15 protein-coding genes are annotated in these 24,282 nt (G+C 61.5%); 10 read left to right on the forward strand and 5 right to left on the reverse strand.

Annotation, left to right across the window (positions count from 1 at the left end; genetic code table 11):
- The first annotated feature begins 96 nt into the window (after positions 1-96).
- On the forward strand, positions 97-1,176 hold the full coding sequence (locus DL86_RS11280; protein ID WP_036261357.1) for an AI-2E family transporter: 1,080 nt from the start codon (positions 97-99) through the stop codon (positions 1,174-1,176).
- Positions 1,173-5,126: an HAD-IC family P-type ATPase gene (locus DL86_RS11285; RefSeq protein WP_156964599.1), complete on the forward strand. Its 3,954-nt coding sequence runs from the start codon at positions 1,173-1,175 to the stop codon at positions 5,124-5,126. The genes DL86_RS11280 and DL86_RS11285 overlap by 4 nt, the downstream gene beginning before the upstream one ends.
- A 15-nt stretch (positions 5,127-5,141) precedes the next feature.
- Here DL86_RS11285 and DL86_RS11290 read toward each other — a convergent pair whose 3' ends face one another.
- Positions 5,142-5,561, reverse strand: coding sequence for a winged-helix domain-containing protein (locus tag DL86_RS11290; RefSeq protein WP_036261359.1), 420 nt, complete (start codon positions 5,559-5,561; stop codon positions 5,142-5,144).
- 1,420 nt (positions 5,562-6,981) lie between these two features.
- Here DL86_RS11290 and DL86_RS20745 point away from each other — a divergent pair.
- From DL86_RS20745 to DL86_RS11320, 6 genes are all read left to right on the forward strand, one after another.
- Complete coding sequence (locus DL86_RS20745; RefSeq protein WP_342585868.1) at positions 6,982-7,053, forward strand: hypothetical protein; 72 nt, start codon at positions 6,982-6,984, stop codon at positions 7,051-7,053.
- Positions 7,054-7,339: 286 nt separating this feature from the next.
- Positions 7,340-8,611, forward strand: a complete 1,272-nt coding sequence (locus tag DL86_RS11300; RefSeq protein WP_051953250.1) for a PepSY-associated TM helix domain-containing protein — start codon at positions 7,340-7,342, stop codon at positions 8,609-8,611.
- 213 nt (positions 8,612-8,824) lie between these two features.
- Positions 8,825-9,340: an RNA polymerase sigma factor gene (locus DL86_RS11305; protein ID WP_036261364.1), complete on the forward strand. Its 516-nt coding sequence runs from the start codon at positions 8,825-8,827 to the stop codon at positions 9,338-9,340.
- Between the two features lie 158 nt (positions 9,341-9,498).
- Positions 9,499-10,452 carry a FecR family protein gene (locus tag DL86_RS11310; protein WP_036261367.1) on the forward strand — a complete coding sequence of 318 codons (954 nt, stop codon included), beginning with the start codon at positions 9,499-9,501 and terminating at the stop codon, positions 10,450-10,452.
- Positions 10,453-10,824: 372 nt separating this feature from the next.
- Positions 10,825-13,251, forward strand: coding sequence for a TonB-dependent siderophore receptor (locus DL86_RS11315; RefSeq protein WP_051953235.1), 2,427 nt, complete (start codon positions 10,825-10,827; stop codon positions 13,249-13,251).
- Between the two features lie 98 nt (positions 13,252-13,349).
- Positions 13,350-14,048: a sigma-70 family RNA polymerase sigma factor gene (locus tag DL86_RS11320; RefSeq protein WP_084572859.1), complete on the forward strand. Its 699-nt coding sequence runs from the start codon at positions 13,350-13,352 to the stop codon at positions 14,046-14,048.
- A 38-nt stretch (positions 14,049-14,086) separates the two neighbouring features.
- On the opposite strand, the gene DL86_RS11325 is transcribed toward DL86_RS11320, so the two are convergent.
- The 4 genes from DL86_RS11325 to DL86_RS11340 form a co-directional block, all read right to left on the reverse strand.
- Positions 14,087-15,268 (reverse strand): PLP-dependent transferase, encoded by a 1,182-nt coding sequence (locus tag DL86_RS11325; RefSeq protein ID WP_036261369.1) that lies wholly within the window; start codon positions 15,266-15,268, stop codon positions 14,087-14,089.
- Between the two features lie 126 nt (positions 15,269-15,394).
- Positions 15,395-15,874 (reverse strand): GNAT family N-acetyltransferase, encoded by a 480-nt coding sequence (locus DL86_RS11330; RefSeq protein ID WP_084572860.1) that lies wholly within the window; start codon positions 15,872-15,874, stop codon positions 15,395-15,397.
- 2 nt (positions 15,875-15,876) lie between these two features.
- Positions 15,877-17,337: an MATE family efflux transporter gene (locus DL86_RS11335; RefSeq protein WP_084572861.1), complete on the reverse strand. Its 1,461-nt coding sequence runs from the start codon at positions 17,335-17,337 to the stop codon at positions 15,877-15,879.
- Positions 17,334-18,467: a GNAT family N-acetyltransferase gene (locus DL86_RS11340; RefSeq protein WP_084572862.1), complete on the reverse strand. Its 1,134-nt coding sequence runs from the start codon at positions 18,465-18,467 to the stop codon at positions 17,334-17,336. Before DL86_RS11340 ends, DL86_RS11335 begins: the two co-directional genes overlap by 4 nt.
- Positions 18,468-18,882: 415 nt before the next feature.
- On the opposite strand from DL86_RS11340, the gene DL86_RS11345 reads away from it, so the two are divergent.
- The gene (locus DL86_RS11345) at positions 18,883-22,935 is read left to right on the forward strand and encodes a non-ribosomal peptide synthetase (protein WP_084572863.1); all 4,053 of its coding nucleotides are present in this window, start codon (positions 18,883-18,885) and stop codon (positions 22,933-22,935) included.
- Positions 22,932-24,254 (forward strand): lysine N(6)-hydroxylase/L-ornithine N(5)-oxygenase family protein, encoded by a 1,323-nt coding sequence (locus DL86_RS11350; protein WP_036261372.1) that lies wholly within the window; start codon positions 22,932-22,934, stop codon positions 24,252-24,254. Before DL86_RS11345 ends, DL86_RS11350 begins: the two co-directional genes overlap by 4 nt.
- The last annotated feature ends 28 nt before the right edge of the window (positions 24,255-24,282 follow it).

A 24,282-nucleotide genomic window follows, 5' to 3' on the forward strand; every position in this document is an offset into this window, starting at 1 on the left:
CATATGCCGTGCGGATCAATAATATCCAGACCTTGTGTTGGCGGCTCTGTCATCAAAATAGCCTAATCAAGCGAGCGCAAACCAGACGGTGATGTCATGAATGAAGACGTTTCGGCGGATCAGCCCGCCCGAGCCTGGACCCTCTGGGGGCTGAGAAGCTGGACCCAGGCGGTGGTCCTGTCGGCGGCGACCGGCGTCGCAATCTACGTTTGTTATCTGCTCGCCCTGCCATTCCTGCCCGCTTTGACTTGGGCGCTGGCGCTGGCGATTCTGTTCGCGCCGGCGCATCGAGCGCTCGAATTGACGCTGAAGCGGCCCAACCTCGCGGCGATAATCTGCGTTGTGATGGCGGCGCTGATCGTCGTCGCCCCCGCGACCTTCGTCGCCGAACGGCTCGTCAATGAAGCCGCCAAGGGCGCGGCCATCGTTCAGGCGCAAGCCGAGTCGGGCGCATGGCGGCGCGCCATCGAGGCGCATCCGCGGCTTGCGCCCATCGACCAGTGGATCGAAAAGCAGATCAACCTCCCAGCGATTTTCGGAAACGTCGCGTCCTGGCTCACGAACACGGGCGCGTCCTTTGTTCGCGGGTCTGTGGTTCAACTCGCCGGCCTTCTGCTGACATTCTACCTCTTGTTCTATTTTCTCCGCGATCGGAGCCTGGCGCTCAATGAGCTGAGACGCCTATCGCCCTTATCCCAGGCGGAGATGGACCAACTCCTCGGCAAGATCGCGGACACCGTGTACGCCACGACCTATGGCACGGTGGTCGTCGCTTGCGTGCAGGGTGCGCTGGGCGGTCTGATGTTTTGGTGGCTCGGCCTTCCAACGCCAGCGCTCTGGGGCCTTGTCATGGGCTTGCTGGCGATCGTGCCGGTCTTGGGCGCCTTCATCGTCTGGATTCCGGCGACGATTATCTTGGCGCTCGAAGGCAATTGGTCGAACGCCATCATCCTTGGCGTGTGGGGCGGGGTGGTCGTCAGCGGCATCGACAACCTCCTTTATCCGATGCTGATCGGGGACCGTCTCAAACTCCATACTGTGCCAGCGTTCATTTCCCTGATCGGCGGGCTGAGCCTGTTTGGCGCCTCCGGCCTCATCCTTGGGCCTATTGCCGTGACGATCGCCACGTCGCTTCTCGACGTCTGGCGAACGCGGATTGCGGAAGCGCGAGAATGAATAAGGCGCCGTCCGGCCTATCGAAGCGCCTGCCCTGGCATTGTGGAACGTCCGCTGAGGCGCTCGAACGGCTGGGCGCTTCGGCGATCGGATTGACCGCCGCGGAAGCTCGGACCCGGCTCGCAAGGCACGGCAAGAACCTCCTGAAGGAGGCCAAGCCGATCAGCCCCTGGGCGATCTTCTTCGCTCAATTCAAGAGCGTCGTGGTCTGGATCCTGATCGGCGCCTGCGCCGTTTCCGCCATGCTCGGCGAGGCGCTCGACGCATTCGCAATTCTGGCCATCGTCGGCCTCAACGCGGTGGTTGGCTTCATCCAAGAGTTCAGCGCCGAGAAGTCGATCGCCGCATTGCAGAAAATGACGGCGCCCCAGGCGAAGGTTTGGCGCGACGGCGCGGTGACGACCCTCGCGGCGGCAGACATCGTTCCGGGGGACATTCTCGAGATTGAGTCCGGCGATCTCGTCGCCGCCGACGCTCGGTTGTTGAGCGCCTCGCAGCTCGCTTGCGTCGAAGCCACGTTGACCGGCGAGTCCGAGGCTGTTGCGAAACGCGCAAGCGTATTGGACCAAGCCGAACTTCCGATCGGCGACCGGGAGAACATGATTTTCATGGGCGCGAGCGTGGCCGCCGGATCCGGTCGCGCGGTCGTGGTCGCCACCGCGATGCAGACCGAAATCGGCGCCATAGCAACCCTCGTCAGCGAAGCCGGCGGCAAGGAAGAAACCCCGCTCCAGCGAAAGCTCGAAAGCTTTGGCCGCATTCTCCTGTGGGCGACGCTCGCGATCGTCGTGCTGCTGTTTGGCCTTGGACTGGCGCGTGGGACGCCAATCCTCGAGCTCTTCCTAACTTCGGTCAGTCTCGCCGTAGCAGCCTTGCCGGAGAGCCTGCCGGCGGTCGTCACAGCGGCGCTTTCCCTTGGCGTGATGCGGATGTCCCGGCGGCGCGCGCTGGTGCGGCGATTGGCTTCCGTGGAAACGCTTGGTTCGACGAATGTCATATGCACGGACAAGACCGGGACGCTGACCGTCGGCGAAATGACTGTTCGGGCGCTGTTTGTCGCGGGCAGGATCTATGAAGTCACCGGCGAAGGTTACGGCCTTGAAGGCGAGACGCGCTTTGAAGGCGAGGCGACCGGCGAGGACGACGCCGCGCGATTGCGGCGGATGGCCGAAATCCTGATAGGCTGCAACAACGCCCATCTCGAATTGGACAATGGCGCTTGGAAGGTCATCGGCGATCCGACGGAGGGCGCCCTTCTTTCGGCCGGCTACAAAGCCGGCGGCCGCAAGCAGGACATCGAGCGGGACTTGCCGAGGCGCTGCGAGATCCCATTCGACTCCAACCGCAAGCGCCATTCGGTCTTGCGTCTGCTCCCCGACGGACGCGAGCGCGTTCTGGTCAACGGTGCCCCGGAATTGCTGCTGTCCCGCTGCTCCTACATCTACAGCGATGCGGGCGTGCGGCCGATAACCGATGCGGACCGGGCGCAACTCGCCGAACAAAATGCAACGCTCGCCGGGAAGGCGCTGCGCGTTCTTGGATCGGCGTTTCGCGATGTCGACCCCCTGCCGCCCGATCGGCTCACCGCGGAAAACGTCGAGCGCGACCTTGTTTTCGTCGGCCTGTCGGGGCTGTACGACCCGCCGCGACCCGAAGCCAAAGAGGCCGTGGCCAAATGCCATGCCGCCGGCATTCGGGTGGTGATGATCACCGGCGACCAGCCGCGCACCGCGATTGCGATTGCCCGCGAACTGGGCATCTCCAAGGACGCGAAAGCGCTGTCGGGCGTCGAACTGGATCAGCTGACCGACGACATGCTCCGCGAACGCGTGCCCAGCATTTCCGTTTACGCCCGCGTCAGCGCCGAACACAAGCTCCGCATCGTTAGGGCCTGGCAGGCGAATGACGCCATCGTGGCAATGACCGGCGATGGCGTGAACGACGCTCCCGCGATCAAGGGCGCCGATATCGGAATCGCGATGGGCCGGGGCGGCGCCGAGGCGACGAAGGAGGCCTCGGACATGATCCTCACCGACGACAACTTCGCGACCATCGTCGCCGCCGTCGAAGAAGGCCGTGGAATTTACGACAATATCCGAAAGACGCTTCACTACCTGCTTGCCGGCAATACCGGCGAACTGATGCTGATGACGGTTTGCGTCCTCATCGGCCTGCCTGCGCCGCTGCTCCCGATCCATCTGCTCTGGATCAATCTCGTCACCGACGGACTTCCCGCGCTGTCGCTGGCGGCCGACCGGGTCGATCCCGAGGTCATGAAACAGCGTCCGCGCGCCAGGCGCGAGCGCATCGTCGACGGCGGCTTTATCGGCAGGATGCTCCTGACCGGCGCGCTGACCGCAGGCGTGTCTTTCGCAGCCTATCTCTATGCGCTCAAGTCCGGGACGCCGGAACTGGCGCAAACCTATGCGTTCTCGGCGCTTGTCTTCGCCGAACTTCTCCGCGCTCTGGGCGCGCGCAGCGAGACCCGCACCCTCTGGCGCATGAACATGCGCTCAAACGTCAATTTGCTCGCCGCGATCGCCGCCCCAATCATCATCCAGATGGGCATTCAACATAATGAACTGCTCGCAACGTTCTTTGGAACGAAGCTGATATCCTACAGAGAGGGGCTCTTTTTGCTGGCGGCCTCCGCTCTCCCCCTGTTCGTGCTCGAGGTCGTCAAGACCTTGTCTGGTCCTGCCCCGGCGCCCACGGGCGCCGGGGCGGCGGCGCGCGATGTGGGTGCGCCACCGTGCGCTCCTCAACCTGTCGCCAAAGCCAGCTGCAACGGGGCTTGGCGTTGGCGAGCAGCGGCGGGCGCGTTCGCGCTTCTGGCGCTCGGAAGCGGATGGCTTACTTGGTCCTTGTACGGCGGCGGGGTTCGCTACCTGACGCAGAAGGCCGAGCGCGGCTCAGTCGTCCGTGTCGTGACCGCGAGCGGCGTCGTCAATCCGATAGCCGTCGCCCCGGTCGTCGCTCATGTTCCCGGCGTGATCCAGGCGCTCTCTTGCGACCGCGAAACGAAAGTGGCGAAGGGCCAACTCTGCGCGAAAATCGACCCGCGTCCCTATCAACTCATCGTCGATCGCGATAAGGCGGATCTTGCGGCGGCCGAGGCCCGGCTCGCCAAGGACAAAGCCGATCTCGCCCAGGCAAAAGCGGGCTTCGTCCGGAAGGAGGCGATGGCGAAACGCCGGGCAATCTCGGGGAGCGCGCTGAAGGCGGCGCGCAAGGCCTATGCGCGGGCCGAGGCGGGGGCAAGACGTCGAACAAGACTTGGCGAGGCTTTGCTTGCGGAGCGTCAAGCGGCGCTTGAGGCCGCCGAGATCAACCTTGCCCATGCCGATATTGTCGCGCCCGTCGCAGGAATCGTGGTCGCGCGCAAAGTTGAAATAGGCCAGACGGTCACGGCAGGAACAGAGACGCCGCTCTTTCTGATCGCCACGGATCTCACTCTGATGCAAGTCGAAGCGAAGCTCGGCGAGAGCGACATCGGCGCCGTCAAGCTCGGCGACAAAGCGGCGCTCTCGGTCGAATCCCTTCCCGGCCATCTCTTCGCGGGAGAGGTCAGCCGCATCCTGCCACCGCCGCAAACCATCCCGAATATCGCCGCTTATGATGTTGCGATCAGCGCGCCCAATCCCGACCTGTTGCTGGAGCCCGGCATGATGGCGACGGCGCGGGTCGTAGTCGGCAGGCGCGACGACGTTCTGCGCGCGCCGCAACAGGCGTTGCGCTATTCGCCGAGCAGCCGCGCGGCTTCAACGGACGCCGGACGGGGCGCTGCCCCAGAGGGCGGATCGCGGCTGTGGGTTTTGCGCGATGGAAAGCCGACGGCGATCTCGGTCGAGATCGGCCTCAGCGACGGCGCCTATGCCGAAATCGTCAAGGGCGATCTGCGGCAGGCCGACGAATTGATCGTCGGCGAAAGCCGCAGCATTTGGAAATGAGTCGCCGCCGCCCCGTTACGAGGGCGATTGCCGAGAGCGGGTCTTTGGCAAAGACCACTTGCCGTCGGCGCCCTTGACAAGGCCACGCTTCTTCAATGCTTGAAGCGAAAACGAGATCGTTCGATTGGTGATGTCTCGGCCAGTCGCCTTGATCAGATCGGCGATCTCGCCGACCGAAAGGGCGCCATGCTGACCCAGCACATTGGCGATCGCGGCGCCGATGGTCTGGCGCGCCGCGCCCTCCTCGCTCGGCTCCGGCTTTTCTGTGGGCTTTTCGGCAGGCTTGCGTTTTGGCTTGGGGCCCGGCGCGAGTCTTGTCTTTCGCGCTGGAGGTTTTTCAAGAGCCTGGAGCTCGCGCTCGGCGATGCGAAGATCGGCGATCTTGGCTTCCAGTTCGGCGATTTTTGTGCGGATGAGTTCGATTGAAGTGTCCATGATTCCATTATTTATCGAGACAATTAGGGTTTGTCACTACCGCTTTTTGCACAACCACCCAACTTGCGCGTGTGGCCACATTTTCCGACGATGCATCAGGCGTCCGCAGCGAGGCGACCGAACCTCTGACGAACGCCTTTCTCAAAAGCCGTGGCTCGGGCGCGATATCACTTACTACAACCGCGAGCGGCGCCTACTTGTCCACAGGGCTCTGTGATTGCCGGCGCCGCAAACCACACCCGGCTTCCGAGGGGAGGCCGCCTTCAGCTGACACTACGCGGACAATCCCCTTTATCAATGACGGCAAACGTTTTGCGGCGCCTATAACGCCCGAGTCCGTGCGGTTGCCTGGACGAGTAGGCCGATTTCCGCTGCAAGGATTTATCCGAATCCGCTGGAGGTCCTAACAGCGTCATCGCCTCCGGCGCTTTGCCCTCTCCAATTCTTTCAGATGGATTCAACGCGCCGGGCGACACATCCGGCGACCACCGGTCGACCCAACCGGTGGTCGCCGAGCGGGTCGATCTAAATGAAGCGCCTCAAGTTGCGGCTCGACATAGCTGTCTGCTCCCAGTGGCGCGCGCAGAGCGAATGGCGTCCGGACTGTGAAAACATTTTCGGTCAGGCTTCGCTCCAATATCTCCTACGGGAGGCTTCTGGTCCCGACCGTTAGGGATTCGCCTGGCCCCGCGATGAGGGTGGATTCCCTGTGCAGAAAAAGATGCGCGAAAGGGCGAAGCAGGCGGGTGACTAGAGCGCGAAGCGGCTCCAGAGCCGGCGGTGCGATCTGATCTGCTCCTTCGCAACTAGAGCATTTTCGAGCGAAGTGGATGCCGGTTCGCGTTAAGAAAAACAACAAAACAAAGACAACCTGCTTTCTGATTTCGCGGAAATTGGAAGCGCTCTAAAGAGGTATATAGAAACAACTCCGATAAACTAGCTGACGCAAGATTAATACCCACGTAGAGCTGTCAGCGGAATGGCCGGGTCGATCTCTTTTATTTGCTTGAAGACTGACGGATCGCGCCTGTTCCCAGGCAATCGGCAAATGCTCTGCTTGACCTTATTTCTTCTCCCACGCGACAGGCGGTACGCGCCTTGAATAAATCCCGGACAATGCCAATTGAGCGGGGGCGCACCTTTACGGCAGGTTCATCAATATTCGACGATGAGGTCAAGCGAGGCGCGCCGCCGCCTGGAAAGGGAGATGGATCATGAGGATATATCGAGCCATCGGGTTCAGCGCGGCGATTGCGCTGGCGCAGACGGCAAGCGCTGAACCGGCACCTTCGCGGCGCGGCGCAGTTCGCCAACCCGCTCAGACCGGGAGCGACTATTACACCCGACGATAAAGGACGCCGCCGGGACCCCGACGCCTATTTTGCAGATTCCCGGCAATGTCGTGGTTGTCCCGCAGCAGGTGATCCAAGATCAGCAGGCCATAACGGTTTGCGACGCTCTGAGAAATGTCAGCGGCGTCACGTGCCGATAGAATGTTTGGATCGCCGCTGCGGCCGGACCCCAAGGCTGTTTTGACGATAGGCATCCGAAGAGATCGCAGAAAATGAATTTGAGATCGTCGGCGCAAGCCAGTCTGGAATTGATCTAATATACTGATATCATGAAATAATTGCTTTCTCCAGGGCTCGGTTGGCGCCATGATGTTTGCGCTGCGGCAATCATCATAGTCAAACAGGCCCATCGCAAGAATGCGCGCACCCCGAACTCAATTGCGCGGCGCTCGCCCTCAGAACGCACGCGGCGTCGAGCGAGCCTCCATAAGATCGGCTTTTGTCTTTTTGCATCGCTGGGTTGGCCTCGCGATCGCCGTGTTTCTTTTCATTGCGGGGCTGACCGGCGCCCTGATCTCTTGGGATCGCGAGTTGGACGGATGGCTCAATCCGTCTCTCCGCGGCGCGCCAAGCCGTGGAGATCTCCTTTCTCCTTACGAATTGGCGGCGCGAGTCGAAGCCAGCGATCCACGGGGATTCGTTACCTATCTGCCGCTTCACGCCGAAATCGGGAAATCCGTTTCGGTTCTCGTCGATGCGCGGGTCGACCCGGTGACGGGAACGCTTTTCGAGCTGGGCTATAATCAAGTCTTCGTCGATCCGGTTTCAGGAAACATCCTGGGCAAGCGCGAATGGGGCGAGATCGGGCTCGATCGCGAACATCTTATCCCCTTCCTCTATAAGCTTCATTACAGTCTCTGCATTCCCGAGCTATGGGGAATCGAGCAATGGGGCGTCTGGCTCATGGGGGGGATCGCTCTCCTTTGGATCATCGATTGTTTCGTCGGCTTTTATGTCACTTTGCCGCCCCCTCAGCGCGCTTTGAAGGAACAGAGGTCGTCGATCTGGCGCCGTTGGAAGCCCGCTTGGCGAATCCGATGGGCGAGCACGCCTTATCGCGTGACCTTCGATATCCATCGCGCCTTTGGCCTTTGGCTGTGGGCGCTTCTCTTCATCCTGGCGGTGACCGCCGCATCCTTGAACCTCAATAAGGAAGTGGCCCAGCCGATTGTCGCCTTTTTCTCGAGCTTCACGCCGACGCTGGACGATTTGCGCGCCGAGAAGCCGAAGGACCAGTCGATCATGCCAAAGGTTTCTATGGCCGAAATCGTTCTGCGCGCGCGCGAGGAGGCGGCGCGGCGGCAATGGCTCCAACCGCCGGGCGCAGTGGGCTATGCGCAGCAAATCGGCGCATATAGCGTGCAATTCTTTGAATCAGGAGACGAATATGGCGCAGCCGGAGTCGGTCCGGCGGAGCTCTATTTCGATGGAGAAGACGGCCGCCTCCTTGGCGATCGCATTCCTTGGCATGGCTCGGCGGGCGATCTCTTCCTGCAGGTTCAATTTCCATTGCATTCCGGGAGGATCGCCGGTCTTGCCGGCCGCATCGTCATCTCCTTCATGGGCCTGGCCGTTGCGGCGCTCTCCGTCACCGGAGTCGTCATATGGCTGAAGAAACGCCGGGCGCGCCGGATGAGCCGGGCAATCCGCGCCAATGCTCCGACGTTGGATGATCCTCTTGGCGTAGCTGGCGAATAATGTAGCCGCCGCCTTCATCGGCGTCTGTAATTTATGTTCAAGATTAGAATAGAAATAAATCTAAATCAATTAGATTGCGCGAGCGTATTTAGCCGATAAATTCCATTGCAAGGTTATCCCCTCTATCGAAAAGACTATCGGCAATGGAAACCATAAACGTGTGAGCGCCATGAGGATCCCACCGCGCAATGCGATCCCCGGCGAATTGGCCTGATGACAAGCTGGGCGACAACGATCGGCAAACTTTTCGTCCTTCACCGGGCGAAGCTCGAATCGATCGTGATGCGGCGCGTGCGCGACCGCGAGGCCGCCGCCGATGTGGTGCAGGATGTTTTTTTGCGCATGCTCGAGGCCGGCGGCGCCGGCTCGGCGGAGGCGGATACGCGGGTGATCTACGCCGCGACGCGCAACGCGGCGATCGATCGCGGCATGATGACGGCGCGCCGCGCTCGATTATTGGCTGCCCTCCCGCCAGATCAAATCGCCCCGGCGCCAACGTCGAGCGGCGCGAACCTCGAGTCGAAACAGGCGATCGCCGCCCTGGATCAAGCTCTCGCGGAACTCAGTCCGCGCAGCCGAGAGATTTTCATCGAGCATCGGGTGCATGGCGTCCCGATCGCCGCGATAGCGGCGCGCCTCGGCATTTCCGTCAGCGCGGTGGAAAAGCACCTCGTCCGCGCGTTGCGGCATTGCCAGAGCCGCCTCGCGGCGCATCTTGGCCGAGACTGAAAGCCCTTTACACGCCTCAAGTCTTTTTTGACGGGCCAAATTTCTTTGACATCTCAGGTGCGGATTTTTAGCCTCCATTCGTATCTTAGAATGGATGTAAACAATTTTGCCCCGTGCGACGAAGCCACTCGTCAGAGCCTCGGGCGAAGGGAAACGCAATGGAGGCGCATGGCAAGCCCACCGAAGATCAACGCGATTTGGCGGCGCTCTGGTTCGTGCGGCGCACGGGCGGAGCGGCGGCGGGCGAGGCCGAAGCGGAGTTCATAGCCTGGCTGGCGGCGGATCCGCGGCATCGAAGCGCCTATGACGATGTCGAGGATCTGTGGATCCATCTGGAGGCGCCCGCCGCTCGCCTTGCCGCGCAATCTTCGTCGATCCGCCGGCGTCAGGAAGGCTGGCTCAGCCGCAAAACCTGGGCCTTGGCCCCGATGGCCGCCTTCGCGGCGCTCGGCCTGTTTTGGATCGTCGATCCGTCGATGAGCCAGGATTGGCGCGCCGACGCTGTCACATCGCGGGGCGAGCAGAAGACCTTCGAGTTGCCGGATGGGTCAAAGCTTCACGCCGCCGCCGATACGGCCCTGAAGTTCGATTTTGAGGGCGGCCGGCGGCAGGTCGAATTGTTGCGAGGGGAGGCCTATTTCGAGGTCCGCCCCGGCCAAGCAAATGCTTTCGCGGTGCGGGTCGGCGGCGATCGGGTCGACGTCGCCGGCACTAAGTTCGACGTCGATCGCCGCGGCGATGCGATGATCGTCACCGTCCGCGAAGGAGCGGTTGACGTGCTTGGTCAGGAGTCTTCCGCCGTTCGCCTCGAGCAAGGCCGGCGGGTTGTCGTAGCGGCAGGGAAAACCGCGCCGGTCGAGCCAGCCGATGTCGACGCCGCTCTGGCCTGGATGTCGCGACGCCTCGTCTTTCAGAATCTGCCCCTGCGCGATGTCGCAATCGTCCTGCAACGGCAGGTCAAAGGCCGCTTCTTTGTGTTGGGGAGCCTCGCCGACGCCAAGATCTCCGGCACTTTTCCGATGGACGATGCTCCAAGCTCTCTCGACACGATTGGCGCGGCTATCGGCGCCAATGTCGTTCGCCTCACCCCCTGGTTGACGATCGTCTACTGACCTTTTTGATGAAGGCGCGCCCAGACCGGATCCAAGAACAGTTCCAAAAATGAAAGGCCAGAGCGCTTTCAGTTTCGGCGGAATCAGAAAGCAGCTCTAGCTCTTTGTTTTGTCGCATTTTCTTTACGCGAACCGGCATCCACTTCGCTCGAAAATGCTCTAAATTCAAGCAAGCTTGCAGCCGTGCGCCAAAGCAATCTTGCTCCGACCCCAATAGCGAAGCTTTTTTCGCGTCTCCATGTGCGGGTTCGCTTCCGCCGCTCGTTTTACAAACGTGACGAGTGAATGCCCTGGCGCGTCTAAGCCGAGGGTGTAGGGTCGCCTAGGAGCAAGTCGATGCAGGGTCGGACCAGATGCGGACGTTTTCAGATCATGGCTGGCTTCGTCGGAACCTCAGTGCTTTGGGCCGCATCCGCCCCTCCTGCGGAGGCGCAGGTAGGGGCGCCGGCCGCGCCAACGGCGAGCCAAGCCCCGCAAGCCTCGGCTGGAACTTATCGTTTTGAGATCGCGGCCAAGCCGCTCGCCAACGCGATCGCCGAAATCGGCGCCATTACAGGCTGGCGCATCGCTTATGGCTTTTCCCTGCCGGCTAATCTCATGGGCGGTTCGGTGCGCGGGAATTTCACCCCCGCACAGGCCGTGGCGCAAGCGATCGGGGGCACAGGGATCTCCTACCGCGTGGGGTCCTCGAACTCTATTGTTCTCGTTGATCATCGCTCCGCCAGTCCAAGCGGCGTCGCTGCGGCCGACGGATCCGTCATCCTTGATGAAGTCGATGTCCAAGGCGGAGTTGGAGGCGGCGGCGGCGAAGGCGGCGTCGAAGGCTATGTCGCGCATAGCACTGCTGTCGCGACCAAAACCGACACGCCGATCATCGAGATTCCGCAGACGATCTCCGTCGTCACCCGCGAGCAGCTCGATGACCGCGACGTGCAGACGCTGACCGAGGCGTTGGCCTATACGCCCGGCGTCGAGATTGGCGTCTTCGGCTTCGATCCGCGTTTCGACTCCTTCTATGTCCGCGGCTTCGACATGACCTACACCGGCATCTACCGGGATGGGCTGCGTCAACCGGCCGGCCCGTTTTCGATCTACAAGACGGAGCCTTACGGGCTCGACAGCATCACTGTGGTGAAAGGGCCAAGCTCGGCGCTCTATGGGCTCGGGTCCCCCGGCGGACTGATCGACCTCACCAGCAAGCGGCCGACCTCGGTCCCCTTGCGCGAGGTCCAGCTCCAGCTTGGAAACTATCAACGCTATCAAGGACAATTCGATCTCGGCGGGCCGATCGATCCAGCCGGCGTCTTTTCCTACCGGCTGACCGGTCTGTTCCGCGACAGCAACACTCAACTGCCCGGCGTCAAGGACAATCGCAACTTCATCGCGCCGGCGTTGACTTGGCGCCCGGACGCGGCGACCTCGTTCACGGTCCTTTCTGAATTCATGAACAGCCTCACAACCGGAAATCCGGGCTTTTACCAGACGCCGGAAGGGCTGCTCACCCAGATTTACGCCGGCGATCCGGCCTTTGGCGACTTCACGCAAAATCAGACGCGCATCGGTTACGCATTCGAACATAAGTTCGACGAGACCTTCACGGTGCGGCAGAACATGCGCTATTCCTATGTCTTCGCCGACGCCAAATATACCCAGATCGACTTCATCGATTTCGCCGCCGCGCGCGCGACGCGCTCGACGGGGCGAGTGGTCAATCATCTCGCCACGTTCGGCATCGACAATCAGCTGCTGACGAAATTCTCGACCGGTCCGGTAAGCCATCTTGTCTTGACCGGGCTCGACTATACGCTGGCCCAATATAACGACAAGGTCGGATTTGGATGGGCGCCCGATCTCTATCTCTCTTCGTCGCGTCCGCCTTATGGCGCGCAATTCATCCCCAGTCCCGCCTATTCGTATAATGCCGACCAGCTGCAGAGAGCGGTCGGCGCCTATGTGCAGGACCAGGCGAAATGGGGACCAGTGGTCCTGACGGTCAGCGGACGAAACGATTGGGTGTCGACGAAGACGAATGATCGCTTCGCCCTGACCGAAGCGATCCAGAACGATCAAGCTTTCACCGGCCGCGTCGGCCTCACCTATCTCTCGCCGATCGGCCTTGCCCCCTATGCCAGCTATTCGACCGCTTTCGCGCCGACGATTGGACTTGATGCGAGCGGCAAGCCGTTCCAACCGATCACCGGCAACCAAAAGGAGGTGGGCGTCAAATATCAGCCTGCCGGGATGAATGGGCTCATCACAGCCTCGCTCTTTGACATTACCATGAAAAACGCCTTGAGCCCCGACCCGAACGATATCGCCTTTCAAATTCAGACCGGCGAAATTCGCTCGCGCGGTTTCGAACTGGAAGGCGTGGTGAACCCCGCCGCCGGGCTAAATGTCATTCTCGGCTACACCGCGCTCCAGCAAAGGATTTTGAACGGCGCCGCCGATACGATCGGCAAGGCGCCGTCCGGAATTCCGGCGCAGACCGTCTCGCTCTGGACCAATTATACTTTGCCGCCCGATAGTTTCCTGCCCGGCTTTGGCGCGGGCTTGGGGATGCGCTTCATCGGCGCCAGCTATGGCAATGATCAGAACACCTTCATGAACCAGCAGACGACCCTGTTCGACGCCGCGCTCCACTATGATTTTGGAAGGCTCGACCCGGGCCTGGCGGGGCTGCGATTCCAGGTGAACGCGACCAACCTGTTCGATCGGGAATATACGACATCGCAGGCCGGCTACGGCTACTGGGGACAACGCCGCACCGTCATCGCTTCATTGCGCTACCGGTGGTGACGTCCGCCGCTCGCGCGCGGCGGCGGCAAGACATTTGTAGAGTGTCCCTCTGCTGATCCCGAGACCGCCAGCGACGCGGGCTCCAGGAAGGTTCCCCTATGTCCATTTCCCGGCCTATGGAGGGCAAGAACGCCCTCCTGAACGTGGTCATTTGTCAAAGACCCCAGCTCCTTGCGATCGCCCGGAGAATCCTTCGGTGCCCGCACCTCGCCGAGGACGTCATTCAAGACGCGGCGGTCAAGGCGAGCCATATGCGCGATGAAACAAGCATCGGCTGTCCAGAGCAATTCGCCCGAAGGATGGTCAAGAATCTGGCGATCGATCAGGCGCGCAGACGCAGCCTGGAATGCCGCTACGCGGCTCCCGAAGCGGATGGCGAAACAATGACGTCATCCTGCGCCGACCCTTGCGCGCGTCTAGAGGTTTGCGAAGCCATGAACGCGGTGCTCGCCGCGCTTGAGGAACTGCCGGCGCGGACCCGCCATGTCTTCGAGCGCGCGCGCATCGAAGGGGTTTCGCAAAAATGCATCGCGGCCGATCTCGGCGTTTCGCCAACGCTCGTCAACTTCATGGTTCAAGCCGCCCATCGGCATTGCTTTGCGCGGCTTCAAGAGCATGAACAAGATGATTTTACGTCAGGGACGGATTCGCCTTCGCTGGACCATAGGTTGAAACGGCGGGCGCCCGGCGCGAAGCGAATTCGCGTCGGCGGGCGAAGAAAGCGCCTGGACGCGCAAAAGCCTCTGCGCGAACCATCGGGCGGGTTCCCGACGGAGGAGATGCAAGCATGGCCATAAGAACGCGCTCTATCGCGAGAGCGCGTCTGCCGCGGGGATCAGCGGCGCGCGCGCGCCAGGGCCTGCTGTAGATCGTCCCAAAGCGCATTGGCGTCTTCAAAGCCAATATGCAGCCGGATCAAACGCGGGCTCACGCCGAAGCGGGCCAGGCAATTGGCCTCCGGCATTTGCAATGGCGCCAATGCCGGCACGACGAGGCTTTCCGGGCCGCCCCAGCTCACGCCCAACCGAAACAGCCGCAGGGCGTCAACGAATTGCGGCACGTCGATGGCGTCGGCAACTTCAAATGAAAACAGGCCCGAGAAGCCGGAAAGCGTCGCCTTGCCCGGATGACTCGAATAGACCGGATGAAGGACGCGCTGGACGTCCGGGTGGCTCCTGAGACGCTCCGCGATCGCAAGGCCGCTTTTCATGTGGTGCGGAAGCCGCAGCGCCAGCGTGCGCAAGCCCCGCACGAGGAGCCAAGCCTCGAGCGGCGACAGTTTCGCGCCGAGGAACGGATAAGTCCGCGCATTGATCTTGGCGATATTCTCCGACGATCCCGACACCACTCCGGCAACCGTGTCGCTATGGCCGCCGAGGTATTTTGAGGCGGCGTGGATGACGAGATCGACGCCGTGGATGATCGGCCTCTGAAACAAAGGGGTCGCCCATGAATTGTCGATGACGCTGACGACTCCATGCTCACGCGCCAGATGCGCCAAGGCGGCGATATCCTGCAGCTCGAAGACGATCGAGGACGGGCTTTCAAGATAGAGAAGGCTGGCGCCGGGAAGCGCCGCGGCGATCGCATCGCAATCCGAGCCATCGACATAATCGACCCTCACGCCGAATTTCGAGAGAAGCAATTCGAACATCCGATAGGCGTCGCTGTAGACGTTGCGGATGGTGACTATGCGTTCGCCGGCGCCGACGAAGGCGAGGACCGTCGCGGCGATCGCGCCCATTCCGCTCGAAAAGGCGCGCGCCGCCTGGGCGCCGTCGAACGCTGCGATCAGCCGCTCGAATTCCATCACCGTCGGGTTGTCGCCGCGCGAATAAATCAGCTGATGCGAGCGTCCCGCATAGACGTCGGCCATGTCGGCGAAATTGTCGAAAGTGAAAAGCGAGGTCTGAAAGATTGGCGGCGCCGCGGCGTTCGCCGGATAGGCCTCGGGAGCGACAAGCGCCTCGGCAGCGGCGAGCGCATCATGGTCGAAGGGAGGAAGCGGCCTGTTCATTATTTCGCCCGCGTTGGTTTGCTTGTTGAAAAGATAGGTCCACTATTGGGCCAGTTGAATGGCGGCCAGCGCGCGCTTCAGATCAAAGCGTTGGCGTTCGCATAAAGCAGCTTTCAGTTCATAGTCTTAGAGCGGCTTTACGAGGAAAAGACAGGGATGCGCCTCGTCCCAATGGCTTTCGAGCACTTCCGCTTGAAGAAACCCATTCGCCGCATAGAAGCGCCGCGTTGCTGCGTAATGCGGCGGGTCCGGCTCGATGGGAGCCAGCGTCTTGACGGTCAAGAGTCGCATGCCGCGATCTTGTGCGAAGGATTGGGTCCTGTTGAGGAGTTCTCGTCCAATGCCGCTACGATGATGCCGTCGCTTCACGCCGATTGCATAGATCTCGGCTGTAGAGGGCGGATGCGGCTTGATCGAGACGAAGCCGACGATGGTTTGCTCCCGCAAAGCGCCGAACATGGGCCATTCGGCGACCGCCTTGGCGCATGCGGCCGCCGTTTTCGGATCATCGAACCATTCGAGAAGATCGTTCATGATCTCACGGCAGATTTCGCTCTTGTCTTCAACAATTTCCATCACCGCAACAGCGGGATTGGCTGCGCTCATCGTCACGAAAGCCGGCCTCTTTGCAAGAGGGCGGCGTCGCCAGCGATCCGCTTCAGGGCCGCCGCTTCCTTGCAGAGAAAAATTACCGCGAGGATAGCCGTGAGCGCCATAGCTGCGACGGGACTCATGATGACGCCGTCAATGCCCCAGAAGCGGGGCAGCACGATGAGGAGCGGGATGAGCAGATAGCCTTGCGGGGCGAGACTGACGATCGCCGCCGACGCGCCTTTGTCGAGAGACTGCAACAACACCAACGCAACGAGCTGGATGCCGATTAATCCAAAGCAGATATGAAAGGCGACAACCGCCTCGACGCCCATCCGAAGCACGGCCGGGTCCACTGTGAACAGGCCGACGATCGCCCGTGGAAAGGCCAAGATGGCCAATGCGTAGGCGACAGCGAAGGCCGTCGTCGCAGTGAGCATGAACCTGGTGGCCGATAGCACGCGCAACGGCGCCTTCGCGCCCCAGGCATAGCTGAGCACGGCCTGTGCGCCGATGCAAAAGCCGACCAACGGAAGTTCGCCGAAGGTGAGGATGCGCAAAGCGATGCCGACGCCGGCGATTGCGGAATCGCCGCCATAGGCGCCGGCGGCGCGATACACCATGGTGAAGGCGACCGCCGATAAGGCGGTGGTGAGCGTCGCCGGCACGCCGACGTTGAGAATGGGGCGAAGGAGGCGCGCGGTCGGGCGGAACAGTCGCCAATCGACCCGAAGGACGCCAGCTCTTTTGGCGAAATAAATTGCGAAGGCGGCGAGCGCCGCGAGCTGCGACGTTATCGTCGCGAGCGCCGCGCCCCCTATGCCAAGTCCGAATGCAAAAATGAAGAGCGGATCGAGAATAATATTTAGCGCAAAGGCGCCGATCAGCGTCCACATGCTGAAGCGGGTGTTGCCTTCGGATATGACGACGAAGTCGCAAAGGATCTGGAGCAGCATGAAGGCGCAGCCGAAAGACATGATCCCCACATAGTCGCGCGCGGGCGGCAGGATGGCCTCGGTCGCGCCGAAGAGAAGGAGAATCGGGGTCAGCCAGCGGAGCAGTCCGGCCGTGCATGCAAGGCCGAGCAAAGCCGCGAGGCCCAAACCGATGGTCGCGGTCGCGTTGGCGTCTTCGGCGTCCTTTGCGCCGAGCAGACGTCCGATCGACGCCGCGGCGCCGACCCCCAGTCCGTGACCGAGCGCCGAGACGAAAAGGAAAATCGGCAAGGCGACGCTGACCGCAGCGACGGCCTCCACGCCCAACATTCCGATGAACGCCGCATTGACGACATGATGCAGGGCATGGATCGACAGCCCGAAGACGGAGGGCGTCGCCAGACGGATGATGAGCGAGCCCAGCCGGGGATCGCCGAGATCGACCGGCTTTGGCAAGGACGGCCTCAACCCTGGCGCTTCGATGGATGCGAGAGAGTCGTCGATTGCGCAGGATGCTTGCGAGGAGGATTGCGAGCCGCTCATCGAACCACCGCCTGCTCGCCGCGATGAAACAGCGCAATTGACGAGGCGCTCGACAGGGACGCCGCCCGCTCCGAGCCCGTCTTATCCGGAGCCCACAGGCGGTCGCCAAAAAAGCGCTCGCGCAGCAGCATCACCAAAAGCGCTCGCTTATGAGGGAAATCGAAATGCTTGATCTTGGCAAAGCCGGATTTGTCGAGATTGCGAATTTGTTGGGCGTGGGCGGCGCTCGGTTCGCCGACGATCCTTTGCGTGCGGGGTTCGTCCAAAAACATGAAATGCATCAGCGAGGGGAGCCAGGCGGTGATCCAAGCCTTGCCACGGAAGGCGTCTTCTCCCACGGCGACATGCCAACCGCGATCATAGTCATCCGCGTCGTAATAAGGCCCGAGCCGGTTTTCCTTCGCCCAATAGACTTCGAAATAGCCGAATGGCGCGCCGTCGAAGCAGCCAATCAGCGGCAGCGCGTGCGGATCGCCGAGGCGCGCTTCCAAATAGTCTCTGTGGCGGTAAAGGTCGCCCGCCTCGTCCCAAATTGTCGCGATGCGCGGATCGTTCATCCACCGATTGAAACAGGCGACGTCCGTCTCGATGTCGAGAACGCGAAACGATATGACTTGATCCAGCCACGGAATGAAGCGGGCGTAGAGCGTTCCCTTTGGGCGGGGCGGCCGCAGTGGGTGGCGCTTTCCATCGGTCGTCACATGAATTTGCGGAAACGGCGCATGGGTGCAATGCGCTAGCCAAGCCGATGGCAGCTGCCAGAATAATTCAGGGGCGACGACCAAATGTGCGCCATCCTCGATTGTCACGCCGCTGGCGATGAGAGCATCGCACAGACCCGACGCGCGATCGACCCCGATCCGAAGACGATCCAGGTGCGGCTCGCGCGAAAGCACCGCCTCAATCGCGGCCAGGAGCAAGCGCTCAGTTTCTGCGACGGGCGGCGCCAGCGTCTCGGCTGCGCAGATCAACGTTGGCGGATCGCGATCAAGACGAAATGTCTCAATTGAGGAACCGACGCTTCCGACGATCAGGCGCTCCTCCGCCAAAGCCACGCGGCAGCGTCCCGCGCGATCCGCGTTGAAGGCCCAAAAGGTTTGCTCGCAAGGCCCTTGTTGCGCTTGATGCATCGATGACTCCGGCTTTGGTCAATGAGGAGCGGAAAGTCGGGACAGTCGGCGCGATGGCGCTGTGATGGAGCTCCAGCCAATCAGCGTCCCGTGAAAACTAAGACGAAGGACAGTTCTCGAAATTTAGTGCGCCGCGCAAATTTCATGGGCCGCCCGCAAAAATTATTGCGGCGCGCTAAATTTTGCGGCGGCCTGTTCGTCTTTGGAGGCATGTGGTCCAGCGAGTCCATCCGATTGCGGACCTCCATTCAAGGACCATCGGACGAAGTGCGAGCGAGGCGCGGTTGTAGGTCGGTACCGGCGCGCGATCCGACATTTGATCGCGAGTCGCCGGCTTAAGGAGTCGCGCGCGGCGAGGCCCAATGGACCAACAGGGGATAGAATTGTGAACATAGCAGCCTCAATTGGCGCAACCATGCCGGAGAAGTTGTCCGGACATTCGCCCCTGGAATTTCCGCTGACGCTCGGACAGCGGCGCATCTGGTCGCTCGCCCAAATCGGCAGCGATGATGTGATGAGCCCCTATGCGTTAAGCTTGCGGGTGCGGGGACATTTGGATGTTGATGCGCTCACGCGCGCGATCAGGCTGCTTGGCGAACGTCATGGCGCATTGCGCATGCGCTTTCTGCGTTCGGCGGGAGGCCGCATCGACCAGAAGATCGATGGCATGGCGACTCTGGCGCCAAAATACATGGACCTGGGAGCGATCGACGCCGAGCGGCGCGTCGCTGAGGCCACGCGCCTAGCGCTTGCCGATGCCTCTTTCGATCTCGCTGATGGGCTGCCGACGCGCGCGCTCTTGCTGCGGCTCGCGCATGATGACCATCTCTTCAGCATGACAATCCATCCAATCGTGTGCGACGCCGCTTCGATCCGCGTCATTGCTTGCGATCTGATGGAGCTTTACTCGGCCTTGCTCCAGTGCCGGACGCCAAACCTGCCGGCCCTCGACGATGATTTGACGGCCGCCCTTGTCGAGCAGGCATGGCTTCGTTCCGAGGCTTGTCGCACGGCGTTGAATTTCTGGCGCGATCGTTTGCCGGCCGAACCGCCATCGCTGGCTTTTCCAACGCGTCATCTTGGTGGCAGGGCCCCCACCGGCGAACGCGGAGTGCGCGGTTTCAAACTCGGCGCCGAGTCAAGCGCCAGCTTGCGGCGCTTGAGAGTCGGCGCGCAGCAGCCAATGTCTACCTTGCTTTTGACGGCCTTTAACGCGCTGCTTGGCCGCTATGGCGAGCAAGTTGCGTTCGCTCTTGGGGTGGTGGTGGAGAATCGGGCCGATTCGGCGCGGCAAGGCGCCGTAGGCCGGCTTGAGGATGTTGCCCCTCTTTTGACGCGGCTGACAACCGACATGACTTTCTTGGAAGCCCTTGAGCGGGTAGCCGCCGCTTTAGACGAGGCCGCAGCGCATCATGTCCCCTTCGAAAGGCTGGCGCAGGAAATCTCCGATCGAGATGGCGAATCCGGCAAGACCTTCATCCAAGCCTTGTGCGAACATCGCCGGCCTGTGATCGATTTCGAGCATCTGAAGGGCGGCGTTGAAATCGAGGTCATCGACGCGGGCGGATCGCGCGCCGACGCCGATATCGTCTTTAGGACCAGCGAGAATGCGGATGGCGCCATCGATGTGTCCATCGGCTTTTCGGGGGACTTGTTCGATAGCGGGATGATCGAGCGGACTCTGGATCATTTCGCTAAGATTATCGCCGCGGTCACCGTCGATCCTGGAATTGCGCTGCGGGATATCGCGCTCTTCGACGCGGAAGAACTCGATCGCCTGTCTGCGCCCTATGAGGACGCGGCGAGCGACGACGAACGGCCGATCCACGAAATCATCGGAGCGCAGGCGCAGCGTCAACCGGACGCGCCCGCCGTCTATCATGGCGATTCATGCTTGACCTACGGCCAGCTGGAAAGGTCGGCAAATCAACTCGCCCACCGCTTGCTGGCCATTGGCGCGGGACCGGAGGTTTGCGTCGGCATTGCGTTGCGGCGTTCGCCGCAAGCCATTGTCGCTATTCTTGCGGCGCTGAAGGCCGGCGCCGCATTTGTCCCCATCGATCCAGATCATCCGGCAGCGCGCAACCGCCATATCTTGAACGACGCCGGCATTTCGATTGTCCTCACGCAGAGCGCTCTGCGCGCTTCAATTTCTGATGTTGTCGATGCGGTCGTGTTGGAGATTGATCGGATTGACCTCGATCGGGAGCCGCATCTGGCGCCAGCAGGCGACATCGCCCCCGATCAGCTGGCCTATGTCATCTACACCTCTGGATCGACCGGCCTTCCTAAAGGCGTGGCGGTCGAACACGGTCCGCTGACTCGCCATTGCCAGAGCACCGCCCGCATCTACGAGATGGACGCCGAGTCCTGTGAGCTCGCCTTTCTGCCGTTCAGCTCGGACGGCGGGCATGAGCGCTGGATGACCCCTTTGATGGTCGGGGGGAGCGTCGTGCTCCCCGACAGGCTTTGGACGCCCGAGGAGACATTCGCGGCCATGCGGCGCCATGGCGTCAACAATGCGAGTTTTCCGACCGCCTATCTGCAACAATTGGCCGAGTGGGCGGCGGCGATCGGGTCCGCTCCGCCGCTTCGCCTCTATTCGTTCGGCGGCGAAGGGCTCGCGCAAAAGACATTCGACCTCTTGTCGGGCGCGCTCAAGGCGGAATGGCTGATCAATGGCTACGGCCCGACCGAAACCATCATGACGCCGATGGTTTGGAAGGTCCGCTCGGGCGCCCGCTTTGATGGGACCTACGCGCCGATCGGCCGCGCGGTGGGAAGGCGCCGGGTCTATATTCTCGACAAGGATCTCAATCCGGCGCCGATCGGCGTAACCGGAGAACTCTATATCGGCGGCGACGGCGTCGCCCGTGGCTATGTCGGAAATCCGGAGCTCACCGCTGAGCGCTTCGTGCGCGATCCCTTTAGCGAGGCGAACGAGCGCCTCTATCGCTCGGGCGATCTCGCGCGCTGGAGAGAAGATGGCTCGGTCGAATTCATCGGCCGCCGCGATCACCAGGTGAAGCTGCGCGGCTATCGCATCGAACTCGGCGAGATCGAAGCCGCGCTGCGCGCCGAACCCCATGTCAGCGAATGCGCCGCGATGCTGCGAGCCGATGGCGGTCACCCGCCCCAGCTGGTGGGCTATGTCGTCCCTGCGGAGGGGATGCGCCTCAGTCCGACGGAATTGCGCAAGAGCCTGGCTCGGCAGTTGCCCGAATATATGACTCCCAGCGCCATCGTCGTTTTGGACAGGCTGCCGCTCAACGCGAACGCCAAGGTCGATCGCGCGGCGTTGCCCTCCCCAGCATCATCGCCGGCGGATCTCGTCGCGCCCGCGACGAAGCGGGAGGAGGAACTGGCTGCGATCTGGCGCGATATCCTCGGCCTGTCGGAGATCGGCGTCACGCAGAACTTTTTCGAGATTGGCGGCCACTCCTTGGCCGCGTTGAGAATTCTCGCCCGCGTCAAGTTGATGAACCCGAGCAGCGACATTGGCATCGCCGATCTGTTCAACCATCAAGACATCCGCTCCTTGGCGCCGGTCATTGACAGAATGCGGGAGCGAACGCCAGAGGCGGAAATCGTTCGCCTGCGCTCCCATGGCGCAAAGCCGATGCTTTATTGCTTTCCCGGCCTTCTTGTCAGCACGCGTGAATATATGCGGCTCGTCGATTATCTGGGCCCGGATCAGCCGGCGACGGGCTTTCTTTGTTACTCGCTATCGGAAGACAAGAAGATCGACGCCTCCGTTGAAGAGATCACCGCGCGCTATGCGGAGCGCATTCGAAGCGAGAGCAAGGGACAGCCCTGTTTTTTTCTAGGCTGGTCATGGGGCGGCCTGCTCGCCTACGAAGCGGCGCGAATGCTGAAGGACGATATCGATCTGCGCATGATCGGCATGGTCGATGTCTGCGATATGGATACCGACTTCGCGGTCGGCGCGATTCCCAAATTCGATCCGGGGGAGCGAGACGACCTACAGCGGCGCATCGCGATCTGGTTGGGCGAAACCAGGATGCGCGCCGATTGGGACCGCCTTCTGAGTTCGATGGACGCGCAGGCCTATGATCAATTCCTGCGCTACGTCGGCAATAGCGAGGAGGACTTGCCAGTCGATGGACCAGACATCGGCAGCAGGGAGCACACGTTTTGGGTGCTGATCGACAACGCGCTGATCTTTCGCCGCTATCATATGGCTCCGTTCGATTGCCCGATCCATTCCTGGGCCGCCGAGGATTCCTTGAACCGAGGCCTCAACCTGATCGATTGGCGAAGCTTATCGCGCGACGCTCGAGCCGCCGAAATCGTGTCGGGGACGACGCATCTTCACATCATTGGCGCAACCGCATTCCATGCGCGCCTGGCGCTCCGCATGGAGGAAGCGCTCGATTTTTCGCGATCAGGCTCCCCGCTTGGAGGAGCTGGAGAATTTCATCAAAGGTTGGGGGACAGACGCCTATGAACGAACAGACTCTTGATCTCGCGGGCGTCGGAATCGGCCCCTTCAACCTCAGTCTGGCCGCTCATCTTGACGCCATTCCTGCTGTGCAAGCCCGCTTCTTCGACCAATGCGAGCGCTTCGATTGGCATCCCGGACTCATGCTGCCGGACGCCGAGCTGCAGACATCCTTTCTCAAGGATCTTGTGACGGCCACCGATCCCACCAGTCGATGGTCGTTCCTCTCCTATCTTGTCGCCCACAAGCGCTTCTATAAGTTTCTCAACGCTGAATTCGAGGCGACCCCGCGAAAGGAGTTTGCGAAATATCTGGAATGGACGGCCAACGGGTTGAGCGATTTGCAATTCAACGCTCGAGTGAAGGAGGTGTCGTTCGGTCGAAGCGCATTTACGGTGAGGCTGGACGATCAGGATTATTCATCGCAACATATAGCGCTCGGCATCGGCCATGCGCCCTGTCTTCCGACATGGGCAAGTTCGCTTATCGGAGACAACTGCTTTCATTCGTCGCAAGCCACCCAGCATTTGGGCGCAATGAGCGGCGAGCGGATCGTCGTGATCGGCGGCGGACAAAGCGGCGCCGAGATCGTGCTCAATCTCCTATCCAAGGGGCAAAGTCCGGCGAAGGAGATAAAGTGGATCAGCCGACGGCAAAATTTCGAGCCGCTCGACGCCACGCCTTTCACCAATGAGCTTTTCACGCCCGAATATGTCGATCGATTCCGCCGTCTTGGCGAGGAGCGCAGACAGAGTCTGCTGTCGCATCACAAGCTCGCGAGCGACGGCGCCTCGGCCTCGACTCTGCGCGCGATCTACCGTCGGCTATATGCGTTGCGGCACTTGGAAGGAAGCGACGCCGACGTCGCGCTCCTGCCGCATCGGGACGTCATCCAGGCGGACCGGCAGAAGGATGAGTTCAAACTGGTGATGCGCAATGGGTTCGACGGGGGCATCGAAATCATCTTCGCCAAGACCATCATATTGGCGACTGGATACGCCTTCAAAATCCCCGACTTTCTCGCGCCGCTCAAGGACAGAATAGCCCTCGATCGTTCCGGCAATTTTATTCTTGGCGACGATTTCTCGGTGAAATGGGATGGGCCGCGGCAAAATCACATCTTCGCGCTCAATGCCGGAAGACACAGCTATGGCATTGCCGAACCGCAATTGAGCCTCATGGCTTGGCGCAGCGCGGTCATCGTCAACGCGCTTTTGCGTCGGCGGCATTTCGATCTCGATATGCCGCCGTCGATCATGCGCTGGGCGACAAGCGGGGATGGATTCTCCGAGGCGCCTGGCGCCAGCATCCCGATCGCCGGTTGAGAGCGCCGCCCGTCTGCCGCTTGGCTGC

Source organism: Methylocapsa aurea (genome assembly GCF_000746085.1).
Taxonomy (GTDB): domain Bacteria; phylum Pseudomonadota; class Alphaproteobacteria; order Rhizobiales; family Beijerinckiaceae; genus Methylocapsa; species Methylocapsa aurea.